Consider the following 25,102-nt stretch of genomic DNA (forward strand, 5'->3'; position numbering starts at 1 on the left):
GGCCGGCCCGGTCACGAGGTCTCGAGTTCGTTGTCGAGGTAGCCGAAGAGTTCGTCGTCGGTGGCCGAATCGAGGTCGGAGCCGGCGTCCTCGCCGGTGTCCCCGGACCGGGCTTCGCTCCACCGGGCGACCAGGGCGCGCAGCCGCAGGTCCGCCTTGGTGGCGGTGCCGTCGTCGGTGAGGGCGAGCAGCACGTTCTCCAGCTGTTCGAGCTGGTCGAGCACGTCGGTCTCCGGCTCGGCGTCGGCGAGCAGGGTGAGGACGTGCCGGGCGATCGCGGCGGGCGTCGGGTGGTCGAACACGAGGGTCGAGGGCAGCCGCAGCCCTGTGGCCGCGGTGAGCCGGTTGCGCAGTTCCACCGACGTCAGCGAGTCGAACCCGAGGTCCCGCAGCCCGCGGGCGGGGTCGACCTCGGCGCCGGCAGTGTGGCCGAGCACGGCCGCGACCTGGGCGCACACCAGGTCGAGCACCGTCTGTTCGCGGTCCGCCGCGGACCGGCCCGCGAGGGTGTCGGCGAACGACGCGGTGGCGACGGGGGGCGGCGGCGCGGTGCGGCGGACGGGGGTGCGGACCAGGTCCCGCAGCAGCGGCGGCAGGGTGCCGTTCGCGGCCTGTGCGCGCAGCGCGGCGGTGTCCAGCCGGAGCGGCGCGAGTACGGCGCGGTCGTCCTCGGCCGCGGCGTCGAGGAGCGCGAGCGCGTCCTCGGTGGGCAGTTCGCGGACGCCGGAGCGGCCGAGCCGGGCCCGGTCGCCCGCGTCGAGTCCCGCCGTCATGCCGCTCGTCGCCGCCCACATGCCCCACGCCAGCGAGACGCCGGGCAGACCGAGCGCCTGACGGCGGCGCACGAGCGCGTCGAGCGCGGCGTTCGCCGCGGCGTAGCCCGCCTGGCCCGCGCTGCCGAGGAGTCCGGCGGAGGAGGAGAACACGATGAACGCGGACAGGTCGGCGTCGCTGGTCAGCTCGTCCAGGTGGAGCAGGCCGTCGAGCTTCGGGGCGAACACGCGGTCGACCCGTTCGGGCGTCAGGGACTCCAGCACGCCGTCGTCGACGACGCCCGCCGTGTGCACGACCGCGCCGAGCGGCCGGTCCAGTGAGGCGAGCAGCCCCGCCACCGACGCGCGGTCGGCCACGTCGCAGGCGACCACGGTCACCTGGGCGCCCAGTCCCGCCAGTTCGTCGCACAGTTCCCGGGCACCGTCGGTGGCCAGGCCCTTGCGTCCGGCCAGGACGAGGTTGCGCGCCCCTCGGTCGGCGACCAGGTGGCGGGCCACCAGCGCGCCGAGGGTGCCGAGGCCGCCGGTGACCAGGACCGGGCGGTCCGGGTCGAGGGGCGCGGGCACGGTCAGGACGACCTTGCCGACGTGCTGGGCCCGGTCGTGCTGAGGCCGGTCGAGGTGGGCCCGGTCGAGGTGGCGGAACGCCTCGGGTGCGCGGCGGATGTCCCAGGTGCGCACCGGCAGGGGGGTGAGCACACCCGCCTCGAACAGCGCGAGGACGTCGAGGAGCATCTCCTGGAGGCGGTCGGGGTGCGCCCGCGTCAGGTCGAACGTGGCGTGGTCGACGCCGGGGGGCAGCTCGGCGCGGTCGCGGCCGTCGGTGGCGGGTTCGACGAACCGCCCGCCGTCGGCCAGCAGTTCCAGCGATTCCGGCAATCCGTGCGTGAACTCCCGCGTCAGCGGGTTCAGTACGACGTCGACGCCGTGGCCGCCGGTCCGGGCGGTGAGCTCCGCCACGAAGCCGTCGTCGCGCGAGGAGGCCAGGTGCGAGTCGGGTACGCCGGCCTCCCGCACCGTGTCCCGCTCGGCGGGGCTCGCGGTCGCGTACACCTCCGCGCCCCAGTGCCGGGCGAGTTGTACGGCGGCCATGCCTACGTCGCCGGCAGCGGCGTGCACCAGCACGGACTCGCCCCGGCGCAGCGCCGCCAGGTCGTGCAGGGCGTGGTAGGCCGTGAGGAACGCGAGCGGCACGGAGGCGGCGATCGTGAAGGACCACCCGGCGGGTATCGGGGCGAGGAGCCGGTGGTCGGTGACGGCGAGCGGTCCGAAGCCCTGGGTGACGATGCCGAGGACGCGGTCGCCCGCCGCCAGGTCGGTCACGTCCGCGCCGACCTCGGTCACCACACCCGCGGCCTCGCTGCCGAGTCCGGCCGTGCCGGGGTGGCGGTCCAGGGCGGTCAGGGTGTCCCGGACGTTCACTCCGGCCGCGCGGACGGCGATGCGGACCTCGCGGGGTGCGAGGGGCGCGGCGGCGTCGGGGTGCGGCACCAGGGTGAGGTCGGTGAGGGAGCCGCGCGGCTGGGCGTCGAGGCGCCACGGGCCGTCGGCGGGCGGGGCGAGCGGGGCGCCGGCGGCCGCGCGGGCGAGCCTGGGCACCGTCACCTGTCCCGTCCGCAGGGCGAGTTGGGTCTCGTCGGAGGCGAGCGCCGCGGGCAGGGCGCGGGCGGACTCCTCGGCGCCGTCGAGGTCCACCAGGGCGAACCGGCCGGGGTGCTCGGTCTGCGCCGACCGCACCAGACCCCACACGGCGGCCTGGGCCGGGTCGGGCGCGTCGGAGTCGACCGCGCCGCGGGTCACGAACACCAGGCGGGTACTCGCGGTCCGCTCGTCGGCGAGCCAGTCCTGGGCGAGCGTCAGCGCCCAGGTCACCGCCTCGCGCGCGGCCTTCCCGTCGTCGCCGGACGGCTGCGGGCAGGGAGCGAGCAGGTCGGTCACGCCGTCGAGCGCGCCGAAGTCGGGGACGGTGGGGGCGTCGACGCCGAGATCGCCGAGGCCACCGTCGCCGAGCACGGCGAGGCCGGGCGTGCTGTCCCCTGTCGCGTCGGCGGGTGTCCACTCCAGGGCGAGCAGGGAGTCGGCGGTCCGGGAGGCGAGTCCGCGGAGCTCCACCGGTCGCATGACCAGGGAGTCGACACTCGCCACGGCCCGGCCGGCCGGGTCGGCGACGGTCAGCGCCATGTCGTCCTGGCTCTTGGGCGACCAGCGCACCCGCAGCGTCGAGGCGCCGACGGCGTGCAGCCGCACCCCGGTGAAGCTGAACGGCAGCCGGGGGCCGCCGCCGGCCTCGTCGAGGGCGCGCAGTACGGGGGCGTGCAGCGCGGCGTCGAGCAGCGCGGGGTGCACGCTGAATCCGTCTGCGGCGGTGCCCTCCGGCAGGGCCACCTCGACGTACGCGTCGTCGCCGAGGCGCCAGGCGGCGCGCAGCGCGCGGAACACGGGCCCGTAGCCGTAGCCGAGTTCGGTGAGACGGTCGTAGACGTCGTCGACGTCCATCGGCGTCGCACCCTCCGGCGGCCAGGAGGCGAGCTCGGTCGCCGGGGCGTCGCCCGTGGTGAGCATGCCGGTGGCGTGTTCGGTCCACGGCTCGTCCCGGTCGGCGTCCTCGGCCCGCGAGTGCACCCGGATGCCGCGCCCGTCGTCGGTCCGGGCGCCGACGGTGACGCGCAGGGCGAGGCCGCCTCGCTCGGGCAGGACCATCGGGGCGTGCAGGGTCAGTTCCTCGACGGTGTCCAGGCCGCAGTGGTCCGCGGCGTGCAGGGCGAGGTCGAGGAACCCGGTGCCGGGGAACAGCACCCGGCCGCCGACGCCGTGGTCGGCGAGCCACGGCTGGGCCTTCGTGGACAGCCTGCCGGTGAAGACGACGCCGTCGGAGCCGGGCAGCGCGACGGCGGCGCGCAGCAGCGGGTGGTCGCCCGTGGCGACGCCGAGGGCCGTCGTCGCCCCGTCGCCCGCGGGGGCGACGGCGGCGGTCAGCCAGTACCGCTCGTGCTGGAAGGCGTAGGTGGGCAGGTCGACGCGGCTGCCGCGGTCGCCGAGGACGGCGGCCAGGTCGAGCCGGACGCCCCGGACGTGGAGGTGCGCGGCGGCGAGGGCCAGCGCGTCCGGCTCGGGGCGGTCGGAGCGCAGCGTCGGTACGAACACCGCGTCGGGGGCGCTGTCCTGGCCCATGGCGCTGAGAGCGCTGCCGGGTCCGACCTCCACCATCGTGGTCACGCCCTGTGCCACGAGCGCGGTGACCCCGTCGGCGAACCGCACGGGCCGGCGCACGTGCCCCACCCAGTGGTCGGGCGAGGCCAGTTCGCCGGCGTCGACCGGCGCACCGGTGAGCGTGGACACGATCGGCAGCGTGGGCGGGTGGGCGGTGGCGCCCGCGACGACGCGGCGGAACTCGGCGAGCATCGGATCCATCAGCGGCGAGTGGAACGCGTGGCTGACGCGCAGCCTGGTCACCTTGCGGCCCTGCGCCTTGAGGCGGTCGGCGAGGTCTAGCACCTCGCGTGCGCTGCCGGACAGCACCAGGGAGTCCGGGCCGTTGACGGCGGCGATGCCGATGTGCTCGGAGCACTCGGGCGCGATCTCCTCCTCGGTGGCCTGCACCGCGACCATGACGCCGCCGGAGGGCAGCGCCTGCATGAGCGCGCCGCGGGCGGCGACGATCGCGCAGGCGTCGGGGAGCGAGAAGACGCCGGCGACGTGCGCGGCGGCCAGTTCGCCGATCGAGTGGCCGGCGAGCGCGTCGGCCCGCAGGCCCCAGGACTCCCACAGCCGGAACAGGGCGACCTCGACGGCGAACAGCGCGGGCTGCGCGTACTCGGTACGGTCGAGGGCGGCCTGGTCGTCGCCGAAGACGATGTCGCGCAGCGGCACCGCGAGGTGCGGGTCGAGGTGGGCGAACGCCTCGTCGAGCGCGTCGGCGAACACGGGGTGCGTCTCGTACAGGCTGCGGCCCATGCCGATGCGCTGGGAGCCCTGTCCGGCGAACAGCACGGCGAGCCGGCCGCCGTCGGGGGCGCCCCGCACCACGGTGGGGGCGTCGGTGCCCTCGGCGAGCGCGTCGAGTCCGGCGCGCAGTTCGGGCGTGCCGGTGCCGAGGACGACCGCGCGGTGGTCGAGCGCGGCCCGTCCGGCCGCGAGGGTCGCGGCGATGTCCACCGGCGAGAGCTCGGGCCGCTCGTCCACGGTGGCCGCCAGGCGGGCGGCCTGTGCGCGCAGCGCGGTGGTGTCGCGGGCGGACAGCGCCCAGGCGAGGGGCCGTCCGTCCGGCTCGTCGGCCCGGGCCGGAGCGACGGCCTCGGCCGGGGTGACGGGCCCGGCCGGGGTGACGGGCTCGGCCTGTTCGAGGATGACGTGGCCGTTGGTGCCGCTGACGCCGAACGCGGAGACGGCGGCCCGCCGCGGCCGGTCGGCCTCCGGCCACGGCCGGTGCTCGGCGAGCAGTTCCACGGCGCCGGCCGACCAGTCGACGTGCTGGGAGGGCCGGTCGAGGTGGAGGGTGCGCGGCAGGACGCCGTGCCGCATCGCCTGCACCATCTTGATGACGCCCGCGATGCCGGACGCGGCCTGTGTGTGGCCGATGTTCGACTTCAGCGCGCCGAGGTACAGCGGCCGGTCGGCGGGGCGGTCCTGGCCGTAGGTCGCGAGCAGGGCCTGCGCCTCGATGGGGTCGCCGAGCCGGGTGCCCGTGCCGTGGCCCTCGACGGCGTCGACGTCCGGCGCGGTGAGGCCCGCGTTGGTGAGGGCCGCGCGGATGACGCGCTGCTGTGCGGGGCCGCTGGGCGCGGACAGGCCGTTCGACGCGCCGTCCTGGTTGATCGCGGAGCCGCGGACGACGGCGAGGACCTCGTGGCCGTTGGCTCGGGCGTCGGAGAGCCGTTCCAGGAGGATCAGGCCCGCGCCCTCGCCCCAGCCGACGCCGTCGGCGGCATCGGCGTACGGCTTGCAGCGGCCGTCGGGGGCCAGGCCGCCCTGCAGGCTGAACTCGGCGAAGGGCGTCGGCGTCACCATGATCGCCGTGCCGCCCGCCAGGGCCATCGAGCACTCCCCCGACCGCAGCGCCTGCACCGCGAGGTGCAGGGCGACCAGGGAGGACGAGCAGGCGGTGTCGACGGTGACGGCGGGGCCGCGCAGGCCCAGCGCGTAGGCGATCCGGCCCGATACGACGCTCAGCGCGTCGCCGGTCAGCCGGTAGCCGTCCATCTCGGGCGTGGCCTGCTCCAGGGTGCCCGCGTAGCTCTGCGGCGAGGCGCCGACGAACACGCCGGTGAGGCTGTCGCGCGCCGACGTCGGGTCGATGCCCGCCCGTTCGAAGGCTTCCCAGGCCAGTTCGAGGACCTGGCGCTGCTGGGGGTCCATCGCCAGCGCCTCGCGCGGGGCGATGCCGAAGAAGTTCGCGTCGAACCCGCCCGCGTCGTCGACGAAGGCGCCTTCCAGGGTGCGGCTGCGGCCCTGGGCCTCCGCGTCGGCCGGGTACAGCCGGTCGGTGTCCCAGCCCCGGTCGTCCGGGAACGGTCCGACGGCGTCGCGTCCGTCCAGGACGAGTGACCACAGGTCCTCGGGTCCGCGCACGCCGCCGGGGTAGCGGCAGCTCATCGCCACGACCGCGATCGGCTCGTCGGCGTCGCGGGCCGCGGTCCCGGCCGGTGCGGCGGTCTGCCGCTCGCCGAGGACCACGGAGTGCAGGTGGCGGGCGAGCGCCTCGGGCGTCGGGTGGTCGAACACGACGGTGGTGGGCAGCCGCGTGCCGGTTGCGGCGGCGAGGCGCTTGCGTACCTCGATCGCGGTGAGCGAGTCGAAGCCCAGCTCGCGGAAGGCCCGGTCGGGTGTGACGGCTTCGGGGCCGTCGTGGCCGAGCACCGCCGCCGCGTGGCCGCGCACCAGGTCGAGCAGGTGCCGGTGCCGGTCGGCCTCGTTGAGTCCGGTGAGGCGGTCGGCCAGGGCTCCGCCCGGGGCCGGCTGCTCCGCCTCGTCCTGCGCGGCGAGCGCCACGACGTCGGGGATCTCGCTGATCAGCGGGCGGGAGCGGGCGGCGGTGAAGCCGGGGGCGAAGCGGGGCCAGTCGACGTCGGCGACCGTCAGGGTCGTCTCGTCGGCCGCGAGGGCGGTGGCGAGCGCGCCGACGGCGAGTTCGGGCCGCATGGGGCGCATGCCCCTGCGGCGCAGCAGGCCGTCCAGGTCGTCCGTGACCATGCCCTCGCCCGCCCACATGCCCCAGGACACCGAGGTGGCGGGCAGGCCGTCGGCGCGGCGGCGCTGGGCGAGGGCGTCGAGGAAGGCGTTGGCCGCGCCGTAGGCGCCGAGTTCGCCGCTGCCCCACACCGCGGATCCGGAGGAGAACAGGACGAACGCGTCGAGGTCGCGCCCGGCGCACAGCTCGTCGAGGTGGGCGGCGCCGACGGCCTTGGCCGCGAGGGCGTGGGCGAGGTCCGGGGTGTCCGTGTCGGCCAGCGGCCGGGACAGGACGATGCCCGCGGCGTGGAAGACCGAGCGGACCGGGGTGCCGTCGGCGTCGAGCCGCGCGAACAGGTCGGCGAGCGCGGCGCGGTCGGCCGCGTCGCAGGCGGCGACGGTGGTGCGGACGCCGAGCGCGGTCAGCTCGGCCGCCAGCTCGCGCGCGCCGGGCGCGCCGGGCGCGCCGGCTCCGCTGCGGCTGGTGAGGACGATGTGCTCGGCGCCGTTGCCCGCCAGCCAGCGGGCGATGTGTCCGCCGATGGCACCGGTGCCGCCGGTGATCAGTGCGGTGCCGCCGGTGCGCCAGGCGGGTGCGGCCGACGGCGCGGGGGCCGGGGTCAGCCTTCGTACGGACACGCCGGAGGCCCGGACCGCCAGTTGGTCCTCGTCGCCGTGCCCCGCCAGGACAGCGGCGAGGCGCGTCGTGGTCCTGGCGTCGGGGGTGGTGGGCAGGTCGACGATGCCGCCCCAGCGGTCCGGGTGTTCGAGGCCGACGGCCAGGCCGAGGCCCCACACCTGGCTCTGCGCCGGGTGGGTGAGCGGATCGGAGCGTCCGACGGACACCGCGCCGGTCGTGGCCAGCCACAGCGGCGCGCCGATCCCGGCGTCGCCGAGGGCCCGTACGAGCGCCAGCGTGCCGGACAGTCCGCCCGGGACCGTCGGGTACGCGGGGTCGGGCCGTTCGTCCAGGGCGAGCAGGGACAGTACGCCGCTGGGTACGACGTCCAGGGCGCGCAGTGACTCGGCCGAGCCGTCGGTTTCGAGAACGTCGGCGCCGTGGGCGCGCAGAGCCTCGACGGCCGCCGTGTGCCACGGGTGTTCCGCCTCGGACGGCGCGCCGGCCACGAGCCAGGTGCCGGTGAGGGCCGGCGTGGTGGTGGCGCCGAGCGGACGCCAGGTGACCCGGAGGCGCCAGGCGTCGACGGCGGACCGTTCCTGCCTGCGGCGGCGCCAGTCGGCCAGGCTGGGCAGGACGTCGGTCAGCGGCGCGTCGGCGGGCACGTCCAGCGTCGCGGCGAGGTCGCCGCGCTCCACCGCGGACCAGAACTCCTGCAGCGCGGTGTCGTCGCCGGCTGTCGGGCGGGCCGTGTCGTCGAGCCAGTAGCGCTTGCGCTGGAAGGGGTAGGTCGGCAGGTCGACGTGGTGCCCGGCGGGCACCACGGCACTCCAGTCGAAGGGGAGCCCCTCCACGTAGGCCTCGGCGGCCGAGAGCAGGAACCGGTCGAGCTCGCCGTCGGTCCTCCGCAGGGTGCCGACGACGATGGCGTCGCGGCCGGTCGCGTCCAGCGTCTCGCGCACGCCGAAGGTGAGGACGGGGTGGGGGCTGCACTCGATGAACGTGCCGACGCCGTGGTCCAGGAGTCCACGCGTGGCGTCCTCGAAGCCCACCGTCTGCCGCAGGTTCCGGTACCAGTAGTCGGCGCCCGCCTCGGTCCCGGTCAGCCACTCCCCCGTGACCGTGGACAGCATCGGCACCTGTGCGGCCTTGGGCTCCACTGTGGCCAGCACGTCCGCCAGCGTCTCCCGAATGCGCTCGACGTGCGGCGAGTGGGAGGCGTAGTCGACGGGAACCCGACGGGCCCTGACGTCGTCGGCGGCGCAGGAGTCCATGAGTTCGTCCAGGGCGTCGGCGTCGCCGGCCACGACCACGGAACCGGGGCCGTTGACGGCTGCGACGGAGATACGTCCGTCCCAGCGGGCGATCCGCTCACGCACCGCCTCGACGCCCGCCGCGAGCGACACCATGCCGCCCTGACCCGACAGCGCGAGGATCGCCCGGCTGCGTAACGCCACGATCTTGGCGGCATCCTCCAGGGACAACGCGCCCGCGACGTGTGCGGCGGCCAGCTCGCCCTGGCTGTGCCCCACCACCGCGTCCGGCTCGACACCGTACGAACGCCACAGCGCGGCCAGCGACACCATCACCGCGAACAGCGCGGGCTGGACCACGTCCACCCGCTCCAGCTGGGACTCGTCGGACAGGACGTCCCACAGCGACCAGTCCACGTGCGGGGCGAGCGCCTGCGCGCAGGCGTCGAGCGAGGCACGGAACACCGGCGACGACCGGGCCAGCGCGGTCCCCATGCCCAGCCACTGCGACCCCTGGCCGGGGAAGACGAACGCGACCTTGCCCGCGGGGCGTGCGACACCGACCGCCACGCGGGCGGACTCGGCCCCCCGGGCCACCGCCGTCAGCGCGTCCGCTCCTCCCGCCACCACCACGGCCCGGTGGTCGAACCTCGACCGCGACAGCAGAGCGTGAGCCACGTCCGCCGAGGCCAACCCCTGCACGGCGGCCGAAAGTTGAGCTGCCTGAGCGCGCAGTGCGTCTTCCGTGCGCGCCGACAACACCAGCGGGGCCGGGCCGGACGCGGACGGCCCGTCGGCCGGGGCCTCGTCGGGCGCCTGCTCCAGGACGGCGTGGGCGTTGGTGCCGCTGATGCCGAACGAGGACACGGCGGCCCGCCGGGGGCGCGTGACCTGCGGCCACGGCGTGGTCTCGGTGAGCAGCGACACCGCGCCGGACGACCAGTCGACGTGCGGCGTGGGCTCGGTGATGTGCAGGCTCCTGGGCAGCACGCCGTGCCGCAGTGCGAGCACCATCTTGATCAGGCCCGCGACGCCCGAAGCCGCCTGCGTGTGACCGATGTTCGACTTCACCGAGCCGAGCAGCAGCGGCCGGTCGGCGGAGTGCTCCTGACCGTAGGTGGCGAGGAGCGCGTCCGCCTCGATCGGGTCGCCGAGGCGCGTGCCGGTGCCGTGCGCCTCGACGGCGTCGACCTCGGCGGCCGGCACACCCGCGTCGGCGAGCGCCTGCCGGATCACCCTGCGCTGCGCGGGGCCGCTGGGGGCGGTGAGGCCGTTGGACGCGCCGTCCTGGTTGATCGCGGTGCCCTTGATCAGGGCGAGCACGGGGTGGCCGTTGCGCCGCGCGTCGGACAGGCGCTCCAGGAGCACCATCGTGGCGCCCTCGGCGAGGCCGAAGCCGTCCGCACTGGCGGAGAACGCCTTGCACCGGCCGTCGGGGGCCAGTGCGCGCTGTCTGCTGAACTCGACGAACATGCCCGGCGAGGGCATGACCGTGACGCCGCCCGCGAGCGCGAGGGGGCACTCGCCGCGCCGCAGCGACTGCACGGCCACGTGCAGGGCGGCCAGCGACGAGGAGCACGCGGTGTCGAGGGTGAGCGCGGGGCCCGCGAACCCGAACGTGTAGGAGAGGCGGCCGGACGCGACGCTCGCGGTGTTGCCGGTGAGGAGGTAGCCCTCCAGGTCCGCGGGCGCCTCGTGCAGCCGCGGGCCGTAGTCCATCGTCATGGCGCCCACGAACACGCCCGTGCGGCTGCCGCGCAGCTGGGCCGGGTCGATGCCGGCGCGTTCGACCGCCTCCCAGGCGATCTCCAGGAGCAGCCGCTGCTGCGGGTCCATCGCCAGCGCCTCGCGCGGCGATATCCCGAAGAACTCCGGGTCGAACCGGTCGGCGTCGTGCAGGAATCCGGCCTCGCGCTGGTAGTAGCCGCCGGCCCGCTCGGCGTCCTCGTCGTAGCGCCCGTCCAGGTCCCAGCCACGGTCGGTGGGGAACGGGGTGACGCCCTCGCCGCCCTCGGACAGCAGCGTCCACAGGTCCTCGGGGCTGCGCACGCCGCCGGGCAGGCGGCAGCTCATGGCCACGACGGCGATCGGCTCGTCGTCGCCGGCCGCCGCGGGGGCGGGCGGTTCGCCGTCCTCGGCCGGTGCGCCGGTCAGGACCCGGTCGATGTGCTCGGCGAGGCCTCGGCACGTCGGGGTGTCGAAAACGGCCGACACCGGCAGGTGCAGGCCGGTGGCCGCGTTCAGCAGGTTCCGCAGGGTCACCGCGCCCGCCGAGTCGATGCCCAGTGCGAGGAGCGGCGCGTCCGCGTCGGCCTCGGACACCGCGGTGCCGCCGACGACGGCGGCGACCTGCGCGCGGACCAGGTCGATCAGGACCGCGTGGCGGTCGGGGGCGGCCGCGAGCCGGTCGGCGAGCGAGAGGGCGGGGGTGGCCGCGGGGGCCGTGTGCAGCGGGTAGGCGGGCAGCGGCACGGCGCGCGCGTCCCGGCCCGCGAACACCGCGTCCCAGTCGGGGAGCACGCCGTGCGCGTGCAGCTCGGCGAGCGCGGCGGTCATCTGGTCGGCGCCGCCGCGGTCCCTGCGCAGCGTGCCCACGACGGCGGCCGCCACGCCGGCGTTCTCGGCGGTCTCCTGCACGGCCCTGGTGAGGACGGGGTGCGGGCTCGGCTCCAGGAGCAGGTGGTGTCCGGCGGCCAGCACGGCGCGGGTGGCACGCTCGAAGTCGGCGGTGCCGCGCATGTTGCGGCACCAGTGGTCCGCGGTGAGCGCGAGCGGATCGACCCTGGCACCCGTGGTGGCCGTGTAGATCGGCACGTCCGTCGGGCGGGGGGTGATCGGGGTGAGGTCGGCGCGCAGCGCGTCGAGCACGGAGTCGACCTGGCGGCCGTGCGCCGCGAGGCGGATGGCGATGCTCCTGGCCCTGACGCCGTCCGCGGCCAGTTCGGCGAGGAGTTCGGTGGCCTCGTCCTCGGTGCCGGAGACCAGGACCGAGCCGGGTGCGTGCACGGCGGCCAGGTCGAGCCCGTCGTAGCGGGTCAGCCGCTCGCGCACGTCGTCGGCGGAGGCCAGCACGGAGAGCATCACACCGCGTTCCAGCAGGTGCACCTGTGCCCGGCTGAACAGCGCCACGGCCCGGGCGCCGTCCTCGACGGACAGCGCGCCCGCGACGGTCGCGGCCGGGATCTCGCCGACGCTGGAGCCGATCACGGCGCCGGGCCGCACGCCCCAGGACCGCCACAGTGCGGACAGGGACACCATCATCGCCCAGAGGGCGGGCTGCCCCACGTCCGGCCGGTCCAGGGACGGGGTGTCCACGGTGCCGCGCAGCACGTCCATCACGGGCCAGTCCACGTGCGGCGCGAGGGCGTCCGCGCAGGCGTGCAGGTGCTCGGCGAACACCGGGGACGCGGCGAGGAGTTCGTCGGCCATGCCCGGCCACTGCGGGCCGTGCCCGGGGAAGACGAGGGCGAGGTCGTCCGCCGAGGTGTGCGCGGGACCTCCGGTCGCGAGTCCCGGAACGGCCAGGCCGCCCTCGCTGAAGGCGAGCAGGTCCTCGGCCAGCCGCGTGCGGTCCCCGCCGACGAAGACGGCACGCCGGCCGAGTGCGGGCCGGGTGGTGGCGAGGGAGTAGGCGACGTCGGCGAGCGGCAGGTTCGGCTCGGCGTGGAGCAGTGTGTGCAGGTCGGCGGCGTGTGCGCGCAGGGCGTCCTGGCTGTGTGCGGACAGGGTGACCGGGACGGCGGGGCCGTCCGGCGCGGTACGGCCGGGCTCGGGGCGTCCCGCGCTCAGTGCGGCCTCGACCAGGGCGGGAACGTCGTGGGGCCACGCGTGGCCGGTGTCGAGCCGGTAGGCGAAGGTAGCGGTCCGCGGGGCGTCCCCGCGGGCGAGGACGGCGAAGGCTCCGTCGGCCCCGACCAGGGCGAGGGTGCGGTCACCGGACCGTAAGGCGGCGACGGCTTCGGCGATGGGGTCGTGCCCGATCAGGCACCGGCCTAATAAGAGGCCGAGCGCGCCCGCCAGTTCGGCCGCGTCGTCCCCGGCTGCGTCCGCGCCCTCGGCGGCCAGATACACGTCGATGCCTGCCGGGTCGCCTGCGCTGATGCCCGCGTCCTCGCAGGCCCGCCACGCCGACTCCAGTTCGGCCGTCCGGTCCGCGGGCAGTGGCACACCGGTCAGTTCGGCCAGTGCCCCTGCGTTCGATTCCGCCGGTACCGGTGCCGCGGGTGCGACCCCGATGACGGCGACAGTGTCTGTGTCCACTCGCGCCAATTCGCACATGGCAGCTTCTGCCCTCGTCAGTCGTCCACTAGAACTGAACGCATGCATGACACCATGCATGACGCATATATGACTGGCCTGAATTGGCTTCGAGAATTTCCCAGCCAATCCGCCGCGACAACGATCGCAAGTCAAGACCAGCGATCCAGAAATTGTCAACCAAAGACTTTTTCGATCCGAAGGGCGGCGTGCCGCGTTGACCCAGCACTCCCGGGCGAGCAATGTCCGCCAAGAGCGGTCGGGCACGAAATCAAGACACACGACACCCGGAACTACCGCATGAACTTCCAGCTCACAGCACCATGAGGGGCACCCACGGAGACCCCCTGCCCCTTAGGGCAACAGCTCTGCCCTTTAGGGCAGCGACTCCTACCTGTACGGTGCAACCGCCCAGGGCACACCCCAAGAGGCCAGAAAGCAAACGTCAAGCACATTCACCGGCACTCATCCGTCACGGGACCGTTAGATTCAGGCCACACGTAATCCCTGAATGCACCAGCCTTTACCTCTATCCGTTGGCGAGAAACTACGGCGCACCAGGCCGAAAACGACTCACCGACCCGGACGTGTCAGAGTTCACACGGCATTCTCACCGCGTCGGCCGGCCGGTGGCGCACCCGCGGGGCCGCGAGAACGGCCGGCCTGGAAGCGTGGCGCCTGTACGGCGCCGACAAGGCCTGCCGCGCGTCAGCCCGGCGGCCGGGCCGCAGCGCGGCCACGAGCCGGATGACGGAAGACCCGCAGGTGGCGCTCCCGAGCATCGGCGCCCACAGGAACGGCAGCGCGGCGGCGCCACACGGGGCCGGCGCCCGGCCGGGGCGATGGGATTTCAGTGCCGTACGGCGCGACAACGCCTGTCGCGCCGCTCGTCACTCTGCCGATGGCGCACTGAACTATGGAATGACCATGCCATTGAGAAGGCCGGTGGGTTCATGGGTGCGAGGCCACGTGGAAACACGCGACGACAACACCCGTTCGGCCCCTACGAGACACAGGCCGGGATCGAGGTCCGCGAAGCATGGGCCGAGTGCCGCAAGGCGGCAGGCCCGACGCGGGTTTTCCGTACGGTCAAGGGTCCGACCCGGTCTCCACGTGACAGCCGGGACGTCATGCCTGGAAGTACCGGACCCTGTCGTGAGCCACTGAGCCTTGGTCCCCCTCTACGTGGACTCCATGGACTTTGCGCGGGCGCCGGGCTTGATTCAGAGGCCAAGAGAAGACACTCCGAAAGCCCGACTGGATGCGCGGGCCGATCGCGGTAAGCGAGTTGAATGCCGGACCCGCGCCCCCGTGACTGACCCAACGGTATCCGAGCCGACAGGGCCCGTTCCACCCTCTCCGTTTGTGGTTATTGAAAGCGGAACGCCACTTCTCCTTTTGCTGGCGCAGCCGCCGCCCCGCGCGACGAACCAGGCGTCGTCTATGCCAACGCGAACCACCAATTCCCCCCGTCACGCGGCACTGCCCCGCGCAGGATTCGCGTCCGCGATACCGGAGGTGGGCACATGCCACGAGCACGTGCGAGCCGTGAGGGAACGGGCATCACGATGCCCGCCGTGCCCGTTTCGCCGCTCACGCTGCCCGTTTGCTGCCCGCTTCGGGCACCCGGAACGGCCTCCGGGGCGGTCTCCGGGTCTGTCTCCGGGTCTGTCTCCGGGTCGGTAAGGCAGGCGTGTTCGCCAGGGATGACCTCTCCGAGTGCGGCCCTGGCCGCGGCAACGGTCGGCAGCACGGCGAGCAGCGCCGTCGCCGTGTGGGCCGGGCTGCCGCGCGAGGTTCCGCGCAGGCATGCCATGCCGAGGCCGGCGCGGCGCGGCGCTGAACACCGACGCCCGAACCGCCGAGTGACGACGTGGCAGATCCGCGGGGCAACCTTCGCGGCGAAGTTCGCCGAGGCCGTCGCGAAGGTCACCGATGCCGGAGACGGTCTGTGTCAGGGCCGGTTCAGGAGCGGTTCAGGGGCAGTTCAGGGGCGGTCGGGCGTCTGGCGCAGGATCAGGGAGACGAAGCCCCAGGTGTCACGGTAGACGCGCAGCCATTCCGAGCGGCGGGCGGTGGCTGTGGTGAGCACCTGCGAGCTGTCCGGATCGGCAGGGTGGTCCAGGGCCCACGAGGCCAGTGACCCCCAGCAGGCCCATTCGTAGTCGTCCAGCTCACGGCGTGTGCTGACGTGCCCATCGACAGGAGTCCACCCGTCGGCGACGACGCGGTCCACGGTGGTCGCCAGGTCGGTGAGGTCCCCGAGCATCTCGATGGCCTCCTGGGAAGGGGCGTGGTCCCAGAACCCCTCTCCTATCAGGACACGGCCCCCGGGAGCCAGGTGCTTGCGCGCCGCCGCGAGGGTGGGGAGCAGACCACCGAAGGCATGCGTGGCCCCGACGCTGAGCACCAGATCGAACGGTTGCGAGGAGACGAAGTCCTCGGCCTCCTGGTGGTGGAGCACGAGGCGGTCCTGGACGCCGAGGCCGCTTGCTGCCCGGCGGGCCTGTGCCAGAGCGTCCTCGGAGGTGTCCACACCCTCGGCGTGCAGGTGCGGGCGCGTGGCCAGGGCGCGCAGGAGCCATTCCCCGCCCCCGCAACCGAGGTCGAGCACACGCTCGTTGCCACGCGGGGCGCCGCGTTCCAGCAACCGGCGCACTGAGTCGTCGTCGAGCGGAGACTTTATCGGGTGGTCGGTATGGGCGATCCTGGAGATCTGTTCACGGTTCACCGGCGCAGCCTGTCAACCGCACAGGTCGGGCGCACCTTGTTTTCGTCCGCGATCAGAAGCCCTCGCTCTTCCCCCCGCCGACTGCCTTCCGGAGCCGTCGCGGCTGTGGCTGGAGCTGGAGACGTACGGGGGCCTGCCGACGCGGTCGTCCGGCTGTTCCGGGTGCGAGTGGACAGCGTTGGACAGCCGTGGCCCCCTGTCCGGCCTGGAAAGTGGACACCGTCCGCGAGGAGCCTGTGCCGCATGAGCGGTGCACGCGTGCGAACGGTTCAGGCAGCGTCCCGTGCTCCCCGGCCGGGCTCGTCACCTGCACCGATCAGGACGACCGTGGAGCCGGCGGCGGCCGGCGGTCACTCGGTGGCGCCGTGCCCCGGCTGCGGAGCCTGAACCGGACTCGTGCGCGGGCCGCCGCATGCGGTCGCCCACGCGAGTGACCACCGACCGATCGTCACGACAACACCGACGCCGAGGAGACGTTCCATGGAACGACTGCTGTTTCCCGATGACGCCCAGTTCTGGTACGAGACCCTGCGCTCGTTCGGCCATATCGCCTACGGCGGAGCCGACGTCGGCGAGGTCGTCGCCACCAGCCGGCGTATCACCGCCGGTGACTACGGCAGTTGGCACGACGAGTGGCCGGCCACCGCGGGCCGGGTGGCCGATGAGGCCGTACGGGCGTGGGACGCGGGCCACCCGGTGCCCGGCCCTGAGGTCACTCCCCCGGGGGCCGTTGGTGAGGAAGCCGAGTGGTTTGCCGCTGCGCGGCGGAGGGTGTTCGCCGGTCCTCTGCTGTCCGGGGCTGCGTGTTCTGGTGGTGCGGCTTCGGCCGGCCGGGCCGGGGCCGGACATGCAGGCCGGCCAGGCTTCCGCGCCGCGGCAGGGACTCACCCGTGGAGTCGGCACCGGCCTCGGCATCAGCGTTGGCGCAGGGGTTGGCGTCGGCGCCGGCGGAGCACAGTCGGCTCTCCAGGGTCCGTTGGTGGTGTGCCGGCTCGCTCGTGTGCCGGTGTGTGGCGGGGTGGTCCGTCGACAGGCCGGCGGTGAAGCGGGGCCAGGCCAGGAGGACGACGGGGTAGATGGCGTAGCCGACGCGGGTGGCCGGGCAGAGCGCTATCGCCAGGGTCAGGCCCAGGGCCAGTCGGTCGGCGGCGGCAACGGTGCTGTGTGGCGGGCGGACCAGCAGCGACACCCCCACGCACACGGCGCTCAGCGCGATGAGCGCCAGCGTGACGGCCTTGCCGTCGGGAACCAGCGCCACGATCAGGTGACCGAGCAAGGGGCTCTGAGCGGAAGACGCCGTAGGACCGAGACCCAGCGGGTAGAGAACGACGTTCCGGTAGAACGCACTGCTGTCGACGAGGGCCACGGGCAGGATGGTGAACACCGCTACCCCCGTGGCTGCTGCCGCGCACTTGACCGCGGCACGCCTTGCGCCGCACACGACGAGCAAGGCGACGATGACCGGGACCGCCGGCCAGGCGGTCCACTTCAGGGCGGCGGCTGCCCCGACGGCCAGCCCCGCGCGTCCGGCCCGCCCCCGGTGTGTGAAGGCCAGGGCAAGACAGATCAATCCGATGACAGGCGGGTCCACGCCACCGATGGTGAGCGGCAGCGCGACCACGGGGCAGGCGATCAGCCACAGGGCACCCGTCGGCCCGGTGGTGCCGTGCGCGGTGCCGAGCGGACCGGTGCCGGTGTCCCGGCCCCTGGTCAGAACCCGCACGGCGCCGGCCACGGCCGCGAGGAAGCCGGCGAGGAACCACAGGCGGGCGCCGGCGAACGGGGTGTCGCCGAACACCCTGTGCGGTATCCCGAAGAGCGCCATGCCGGGAAGGTAGGGATTGAAGTCCCGTACCGCATGCGGCGCGGCGTTGTACGGAGTTCCGGAGGAGAACAGCAGCCCGGCCGCCCGTTCCACGACGCCGACCTCCATCTGCGCCCTGCCGATCACGGTCAGGTACAGCAGGGGCAGGGCAGCCGCACCGATGACCGCGATCACGGCGGGGGTACGGGCCCACGGCGTGGACGACCTCGCCGCGGCCAGCGCGGCGCAGGCGTAACCCGCCGCGGCGGTCAGGCCCCACGCGTGCTGCGATGTGCCGGCGCGGGACAGCAGCCCCACCACGAGCGCCGACACCGCGCACACCACCAGTACCGGCCGGTCCCACCGCACCGGTGCCGGCCGCTCCCACCGTCGCCTGGCGCGGGAGGACTTGCCTGCGGAGCAGGCCTGCGCCCCCTGTTTTCGGGCAGCTTGTGACATCGGACATCAACCCCTTGAAGAGGACGTGAGGATCGGAAGGGGACCGTGGCGAAAGAGGTCCGCCCGGCATCGGAGTACTTCGGAGCGGCGCTCGGCAGCACGGTCGTCGGGGTACGACGGTGGTCCGGCGACGGGAACGTCCCGGAGCCGGGCTTCGGTGGCCCGGTGAGCGACGACGATGCACGGTCCGGCGGTGGAGGCCGCCCACCGCACATATGGCCGCTGCCGGCATCCGCGGTGATGCCTCGCGAGCGTGATCGGGTGCGTCCGCGGACCCGTCACCGCGGTCGGAGACGACGCACCCGACCACGTGCCGACCAGGTGCCGACCACCTGTCGACGCACCCGACCACGCGCCGACCACGCTTCGCCGTACCCGACCACGTGCCGACCACATGTCCACGCAGCCGACTCGTGTCCGCGTGCAGGGTGTTCCGTCAGGCGCCTGCGGTGATGTCGCCGGGGCCGTTCACCGGGGCCGAGCCGTCATCGCCGCCGCGTCGGGCGCAGGGCAGCGCATGCCGTGCGGCATCTCCCTGTGCACCGTGCCGCGGTGCACGAGCCGCGCGGGTGCGTGATCACGGGCGGGGTCGGCGGGGGACGGTCGTCCGCCGTCGCCCGCGGACCTCGTGCCGCCCGCCGGTTCGCCCGGGCGGCCGCGGCCGGCGAGGGCCGGCGGTCATGCGGAGGTCTTCTCGCGCGGCGGGATCCCTCCGGTACGGCGCTTCAGCATGCGGAACGCGGCGAGGACCAGCAGCGCGGCGAGGGCGAGGGTGAGGGCGGTCGCGGTGAGCTGGAGGGGCCAGTAGTGCGAGAGGGGGTGGTAGTCGCGGTAGTAGCTGACGGCGTCGAGCTTGTGGTACCTGGCGCGGCACGGCGACCAGTCGATGCTGCCGCAGTAGGGGTCGGGCAGCCGGGCACCCGTGGAGGTGACGATGCCCTCGTCGACCGTCAGCCCGGTGCCTGCCGGGGCGGAGAGCTTCAGGCTGCTGACCCGGGTCACGCCGGGCCACAGGTGGGGCAGTGCCAGGTGGACGATGCCGAACACGCCGGCCGTGGTGACGACGGAGGTGATGAGGGCGGGCAGGGAGCGGCGCCAGACGAGGCCGACCAGGGCGCCGACGGTGAGGGCCACCAGGGCCAGGGCGACGGTGAGGGGCCCGCCCGCATAGAAGGCCGGGGGGTCGTACCAGGCCTCGGCGGTGTCGATGCGGCCGCGTCCGGCGGACTGGGTGAGGTGGTGCAGCCCGGCCAGCAGGCCGGTGCCGGTGGCGATGAGGGCCGCCGGGACGGCGAGCCGCGTGGCGAGCCAGCGGGCCGGGGTCACCGACTGGGTCCAGGTCAGCCGGGCGGTGCCCAGCTCCAGCTCCCTGCTGGTCAGCGTGGCGCCGGCCCAGGCGGCGACGAGGAACGGGACGGCGAGGACAGCGACCGTGGCGTACTGGTGGACGTCCTTGTACCGCAGGATCGCCGGCTGGTCGTAGGTGCACTTCGCCGACATGCCGCAGGCGTCGTAGTGGCGCCATGCCGCCGCGGCGGCGTCGGTGAGCGGGCCCCACAGCCACAGCAGCGCGGCCGAGGCCACGATCACCAGCCCTGCCCAGACACAGAGCGCCGGGCGGTGCAGGCGCAGCAGCCACCGGATCTGGCGGGGCGCGGCGGAAGGACGCCGGGTGGCCGCGGGGGCGGCGGAGGCAAGGGCGGTCATGCGGTCGTCTCCTGGGACAGGGCGGGGGTGGATATGGGGCCGAGAGTCAGGGGTGGCGCTGCCGGGTTGCGCAGGTGGGCGAGGACCAGTTCCTCCAGGGACGGCTCTCTGGTCTGCCAGTCGCCGGGCAGGGGGCCCACGGGGCGGATGAGGGCGGTGAGCTGGCGGCCGGTCGTACGGGATTCCACCACGGTGTTCGGGCCCAGGTCGCAGACGGCACCGGCGGTGCTCTCGGGTGCGGGGCCGGTGATCCGGGTGTGGGCGGCCAGCAGGTCGTCGATGTCGCCCGCCAGGCGGACGCGGCCGTCGCCGATCAGCAGCAGGTGGTCGCAGGAGTCCTCCAGCTCCGCGATCACGTGCGAGGACATCACGATCGTGGTGCCGTACTGGGCGGCTGCGGCCATCAGGGTGCCCATCAGCTCGTGCCGGGCCAGCGGGTCGAGGGCGGCCATCGGCTCGTCCAGCAGCAGCAGTTCGGGCCGCTTGGCCAGGGCGAGGGCGAGCGCCACGCGGGTGCGCTGGCCGCCGGAGAGCGAGCGGATCCGGGCTCCCGGGTCCAGGTTGCCGTCGGCCACGACCCGCTCACCGGTGGCCGCGTCCCAGCCGGCAGGATTGAGGTCGGCGCCCATGCGGAGCGTCTCGGCGACGGTGAGCTGCGGGTACAGCGGCTTGTCCTGGGCGACGTATCCGATGCTCGGCCGGACGTGGGCCGGGTGGCCGCCGAGCACCGTGATCGAGCCCTCGCTGGGGGCGATCAGCCCCGCCGCCAGGGCGAGCAGCGTCGACTTGCCCGCGCCGTTGGGACCCACGAGCGCGCAGACACGTCCGGCGGGCAGCCGGAACGTGCAGTCACGCAGCGCCCGGCCACCGCGCCGCCGGAACACCTTGCCCAGCCCGGCCGCCTCGATGGCAGTCCTCGTCATCCCTGTTCCCTTCCTGAGGGCTCGAAGTGCTCGTCCAGCACGAGAGCAAAGAGCGCCGCCACGTCGTCCCGCTCCAGGCCGGCCGCCCGAGCGCGCACCGCCCACTCGGCGAGTTCGGCTCTGAGCGGGGAGTCGCCGGGTGCGGCGCCGAGCGACCTGCGCACGAACGTGCCGAGCCCCCTGCGAGCCTCGACCAGCCCCTCCCGCTCCAGCTCCCGGTACGCCTTGAGCACCGTGTTGGGGTTGACCGCCGTGGCCTCCACGACCTCCCGGGCCGCGGGCAGCTTGTCACCCGGCTCCAGCAGACCCAGGCGCAGAGCCTGCTTGGTCTGCTGGACGATCTGTACGTAGGTGGCAACCCCGCTGCGCCGGTCGATTCGGTATTCGAGCATCCCGGCCAACGCCCTTTCACTAATTAAGTAGTGAAAGGGTGGACTGAAGCGGGTGCGGCTGTCAAGGCGGGTCGCTGACCGCGGGGCCCTGTGCGGATGTCCGGCGGCGGCTGTCGGCGTTCCCCCCGGAGGGCGCTGCTCGCGCGACGCACCGGTGTCGCCGTGCCGGAAGTGCCGCCCCCGGCGGCGCGTTGCCCAGCCTTCGCCGCGGCGTGGGGCGCACCGGTCTACGGCGAGACGACGTCGTTCGAGGGGTCCTGGAGCCCGATCGGGACGTGTCCCACGGCACGGCCGTCATCGCCCAGGACGCGGCCCATGCGCTTGGCGGTGCGCAGGGTGACCGTGCGGTCCTGGACGGTCAGGTGCGGGAGGCGCTCGTCGAGGAGTGACTCCAGAGCCGTGATGCCGTCGAGGTCGCGCAGCCACACCGAGAAGAGCAGATTGCACGAGCCGGTGACGGAGGCGCACAGGCGAGTCTGCGGGAGGCGGGCCAACGCCCCGCCGGTGGCGTCGAGTTCACCGTGCGGCACCACCGCCCTGTACGTGGCGACGGCCAGCCATCCGGCCGGCTGCTGGGCGATGTCGCAGCGCAGCAGGATCTCCCGGTCGCGCAGTGCGCGGGTGAGGCGGCGGCGCACGGTGGACTCGCTCACGCCGGAGCGCTCGGCGAGCTCGGCCCAGCCCGCGCGGCCGTCGACGCCCAGAGCGGCCAGCAGACGCGGGTCGAGGTCGCCGCGGAGCCCGTGACCGGCCGAGCCGCCGAACCGGCCGCCGGCGGGACGCGCGCCCTCCAGCCGTGCGCGGCCCGCCGGTTCCAGCGCGCGCACCTTCCAGCCGCTGCCCTCCCGGTAGACGCGGATGCCGAGCCTGGTGCGGGTGGCGCGCACGCCCGGCAGCAGGCCGATGTCCTGGCCGACACGGCGGCCGAGCGCCGGCAGATCTGCCGCGACGACCGTCAGGAACAGGTCGAAGTCGCCGACGACGTGTTCGACGCTGAGCACCCAGGGAAGGGTGACGAGCCGCTCGCTCAGCTCCGCCGGCCGCTTCGGCCGGCAGGTGAGTTCGACGTCGCCGACGGCGGCGGTGGCGGGTCCCGCGTAGGCGGTGACCCAGGCCAGGCCCGCCCGCTCCAGCCGGGCCCAGCGGCGGGCCGCCGTGGTGGCGTCGACACCGATGGCCGGTCCTATCCGGGACCAGGGCGCGCGCGGGTCGGTCTGCAGCGCGTCGACGAGCGCGAGGTCGAGCTCCTCCAGCCCGGTGACGGATTCCGGCTCACACATGGCTCTGCTGCTGCTTTCCGGCAATCCCGGGCCCCTTCCGCACCGCGACCGGATTCTGTCCCCACTTCCGAGCCGCACCTACCCAGCACGTCCACTCTAGAAGGAGGGTCTGTGCCCACACGGCCTTCGGGTCCCCGCAGGGAGCGCATGGACCGAGGCGCGAGGATCACGGTCGCGCTGCTCTTCTGCGCCTGGCTGATCGACTACGTCGACCGGCTCGTCATCAATCTCGCCCTGCCCTCGATCGGCAAGGAGTTCGACCTCGGTCGTGCCCAGCAGGGGCTCGCCGTCTCGGCGTTCTTCCTCGCGTACGCCGCGTTCCAGATCCCTGGCGGGATGCTCGCCGACCGCTTCGGCGCCCGCCGGATGACCTGCTGGGCGCTGCTGGTCTGGTCGGTGTTCACGGCGCTGACCGGACTGGCCGGGTCGTTCGCGATCCTGCCCGTGGTGAGGTTCCTGTTCGGCGCGGCCGAGGGGGTCTTCCCCGGTGCCTCGATGAAGGCGATCACCGAACGGACCGGTCCGGGCCGGCGGATGAGCGCCAACGGCGTGGTGCAGTCCTCGAACGCGGTCGGCGCGGTCCTCGCCCCCTTGCTCGCCGCGCCGCTGATCACGCACTTCGGCTGGCGGTCGGCGTTCTTCACCGTGGCCGGCGCGGGCGTGTTCGTGTACGCCGCCGTCCGGCTCTGGCTGCCCGAGCCCGTCCGCCGTGCGGCGGCGCGGGACGGAGCGGCCCCGGGCGGCGCCCGCACCCTGCTGCGCTCCCCCGCGATGTGGGGCTTCGCCTTCATGTTCTTCGGCTACGACATCATCGTGTGGGGCCTGAACACCTGGGTGCCCTCCTACCTCAACGAGGAGCGGGGCATCTCGCTGACCTCGGCCGGTGCCCTCACGGTGTTCCCCGCGGCCGCGGCCGTCGTCTCGGTGATCGCCGGTGGCCGCCTGGCGGACCGGCTCGGCGGACGGCAGCGGCTCATCGCCGTCGCGTCCATGGCCGTCGCCGGGCTCGCCCTCCTCCTGATGGCCACGGCCTCGACCACCGTCGCCTTCATCGGGTGGATGACCGTCGCCACGCTGTCCGCGTCGCTGACCTACATGGCGTCGTTCGCGGTACCGCTGCGCAGCCTGCCGGCCGGACTCGCCGGGGCAGGCGCCGGGATGATCACCTTCGGCGGGCAGCCGGCCGGGGTCGTGGCGCCCACGGCGATGGGCCTGCTCGCCGACCGTGCCGGCTTCGGCGCCGCGTTCGGCTTCCTCGTCCTCGGCGCGGTCCTGACGGCGGTCCTGGCCGGTGTCACCCCGCAGACCTCCGGCGCGTTCCGCCGGTCGCTCCGGCTCCCCGAGCCGCACTGCGCACCCTCGTCCTCCGTTGTGGAAAGTGAGCACGCATGACCATCGTCACCACTCCTGCCGCCGACGACCCGGCGGCCGGCCTCGACGCCCTGCTGCCGTCGCTGCGTGAGCTGTACCGGGACCTGCACGCCCACCCCGAGCTGTCGCTGGAGGAGACACGGACGGCCGGAGTCATCGCCGAGCGGCTGCGCGCGCAGTCCGGCTGGGAGGTGACGGAGGGCGTCGGCGGCACGGGCGTCGTGGGTGTACTGCGCAACGGCGAGGGCCCGACGGTGCTGCTCCGCGCCGACATGGACGCCCTGCCGGTGCCGGAGGCGACCGGGCTGCCGTACGCGTCGGTGGTCCGCGCCCTGGACCGGGACGGCAACGACGTCCCCGTGATGCACGCCTGCGGCCACGACATGCACGTCACCTGTCTGTTGGGCGTGACCGGGCTGCTCGCGGCGCACACCGGCGGCTGGCGCGGCACGGTGGTGGCCGTCTTCCAGCCCGCCGAGGAGACCGGCGAGGGCGCTCGGAACATGCTCGGCGACTCCTTCGCCGAGCGGTTCCCGAAGCCCGACATCTGCCTGGGCCAGCACGTGGGCCCGTTCCCGGCAGGTGTCGTGGTGACCCGGACCGGACCGCTGATGGCAGCCTCCGACAGCTTCCGGGTGCGGCTGTTCGGGCGCGGCGGGCACGGCTCGGCCCCGGAGTCGACGGTCGATCCGGTGGTGATGGCCGCGGCCGTCGTGCTACGGCTGCAGACGGTGGTCTCCCGCGAGGTCGGCGCCTCGCAGGCGGCCGTGGTGACGGTGGGTTCGGTCCACGCCGGCACGAAGGAGAACATCATCCCGGACGAGGCGGAGCTGAAGCTCAACATCCGCTCGGTCGACCCGGTGGTGCGCGGGAAGGTGCTCGACGCGGTGCGCCGGATCATCGAGGCCGAGGCGGCGGCGTCGGGCGCCCCCAGGACGCCGGAGATCACCCCGCTGAACGCCTTCCCGCTCACCGTGAACACGCAGGAGGCCACCGAGACCACCGTCGCCGCCCTGCGCGAGGTCCTGGGCGAGCGGGCCGTCCTGACGCTGCCGCACCCGATCAACGGCAGCGAGGACTTCGGTCTGTTCGGCACCGGGCTCGGGGCGCCGTCGGTGTTCTGGCACTTCGGCGGCGCCGACCCGGCCGCGTTCGCGGACGTCGACGCCGACGCGCCGGCCACCCGCGGCCTGCCGGCGGAGATCCCGGTGAACCACTCGCCGCAGTACGCGCCGCTGCAGGACCCGACGATCGAACTCGGGGTACGGGGCCTGCTGGGGGCGGCCCGCGCCTGGCTCGCCCCCGCGCGCTGACCCCGGCCCCGGTGGTCGGTGCGGGACGACGCGCCGCCCGGGTGTCCCCAGG

General features: G+C 74.3%; 9 protein-coding genes. 2 read left to right on the forward strand and 7 right to left on the reverse strand.

Going from position 1 to position 25,102, the window contains the following annotated elements:
- Positions 1–11: 11 nt before the first annotated feature.
- The 7 genes from ACZ7P3_RS04895 to ACZ7P3_RS04925 form a co-directional block, all read right to left on the reverse strand.
- Entirely contained in the window at positions 12–13,073 is a 13,062-nt protein-coding gene (locus ACZ7P3_RS04895; protein ID WP_472078995.1) for a type I polyketide synthase, read from the reverse strand.
- Positions 13,074–15,057: 1,984 nt separating this feature from the next.
- A complete protein-coding gene (locus tag ACZ7P3_RS04900) occupies positions 15,058–15,801 on the reverse strand; it encodes an SAM-dependent methyltransferase (protein ID WP_472078996.1) in 744 nt (247 codons plus the stop codon).
- 712 nt (positions 15,802–16,513) lie between these two features.
- On the reverse strand, positions 16,514–18,064 hold the full coding sequence (locus ACZ7P3_RS04905; protein ID WP_472078997.1) for a glycosyltransferase 87 family protein: 1,551 nt from the start codon (positions 18,062–18,064) through the stop codon (positions 16,514–16,516).
- 678 nt (positions 18,065–18,742) lie between these two features.
- Positions 18,743–19,771 carry an ABC transporter permease gene (locus ACZ7P3_RS04910; protein ID WP_472078998.1) on the reverse strand — a complete coding sequence of 343 codons (1,029 nt, stop codon included), beginning with the start codon at positions 19,769–19,771 and terminating at the stop codon, positions 18,743–18,745.
- Positions 19,768–20,694, reverse strand: a complete 927-nt coding sequence (locus tag ACZ7P3_RS04915; protein WP_472078999.1) for an ABC transporter ATP-binding protein — start codon at positions 20,692–20,694, stop codon at positions 19,768–19,770. Before ACZ7P3_RS04915 ends, ACZ7P3_RS04910 begins: the two co-directional genes overlap by 4 nt.
- Positions 20,691–21,086: a GntR family transcriptional regulator gene (locus ACZ7P3_RS04920; RefSeq protein ID WP_472079000.1), complete on the reverse strand. Its 396-nt coding sequence runs from the start codon at positions 21,084–21,086 to the stop codon at positions 20,691–20,693. Before ACZ7P3_RS04920 ends, ACZ7P3_RS04915 begins: the two co-directional genes overlap by 4 nt.
- A gap of 227 nt (positions 21,087–21,313) precedes the next feature.
- Positions 21,314–22,366 carry an Lrp/AsnC family transcriptional regulator gene (locus tag ACZ7P3_RS04925; RefSeq protein WP_472079001.1) on the reverse strand — a complete coding sequence of 351 codons (1,053 nt, stop codon included), beginning with the start codon at positions 22,364–22,366 and terminating at the stop codon, positions 21,314–21,316.
- A 147-nt stretch (positions 22,367–22,513) separates the two neighbouring features.
- Between ACZ7P3_RS04925 and ACZ7P3_RS04930 the strand changes: the two genes are divergently transcribed.
- A complete protein-coding gene (locus ACZ7P3_RS04930) occupies positions 22,514–23,758 on the forward strand; it encodes an MFS transporter (protein ID WP_472079002.1) in 1,245 nt (414 codons plus the stop codon).
- Complete coding sequence (locus ACZ7P3_RS04935) at positions 23,755–25,050, forward strand: amidohydrolase (RefSeq protein ID WP_472079003.1); 1,296 nt, start codon at positions 23,755–23,757, stop codon at positions 25,048–25,050. The genes ACZ7P3_RS04930 and ACZ7P3_RS04935 overlap by 4 nt, the downstream gene beginning before the upstream one ends.
- Positions 25,051–25,102: the final 52 nt, after the last annotated feature.

Source organism: Streptomyces sp. NPDC107581 (assembly GCF_055657175.1).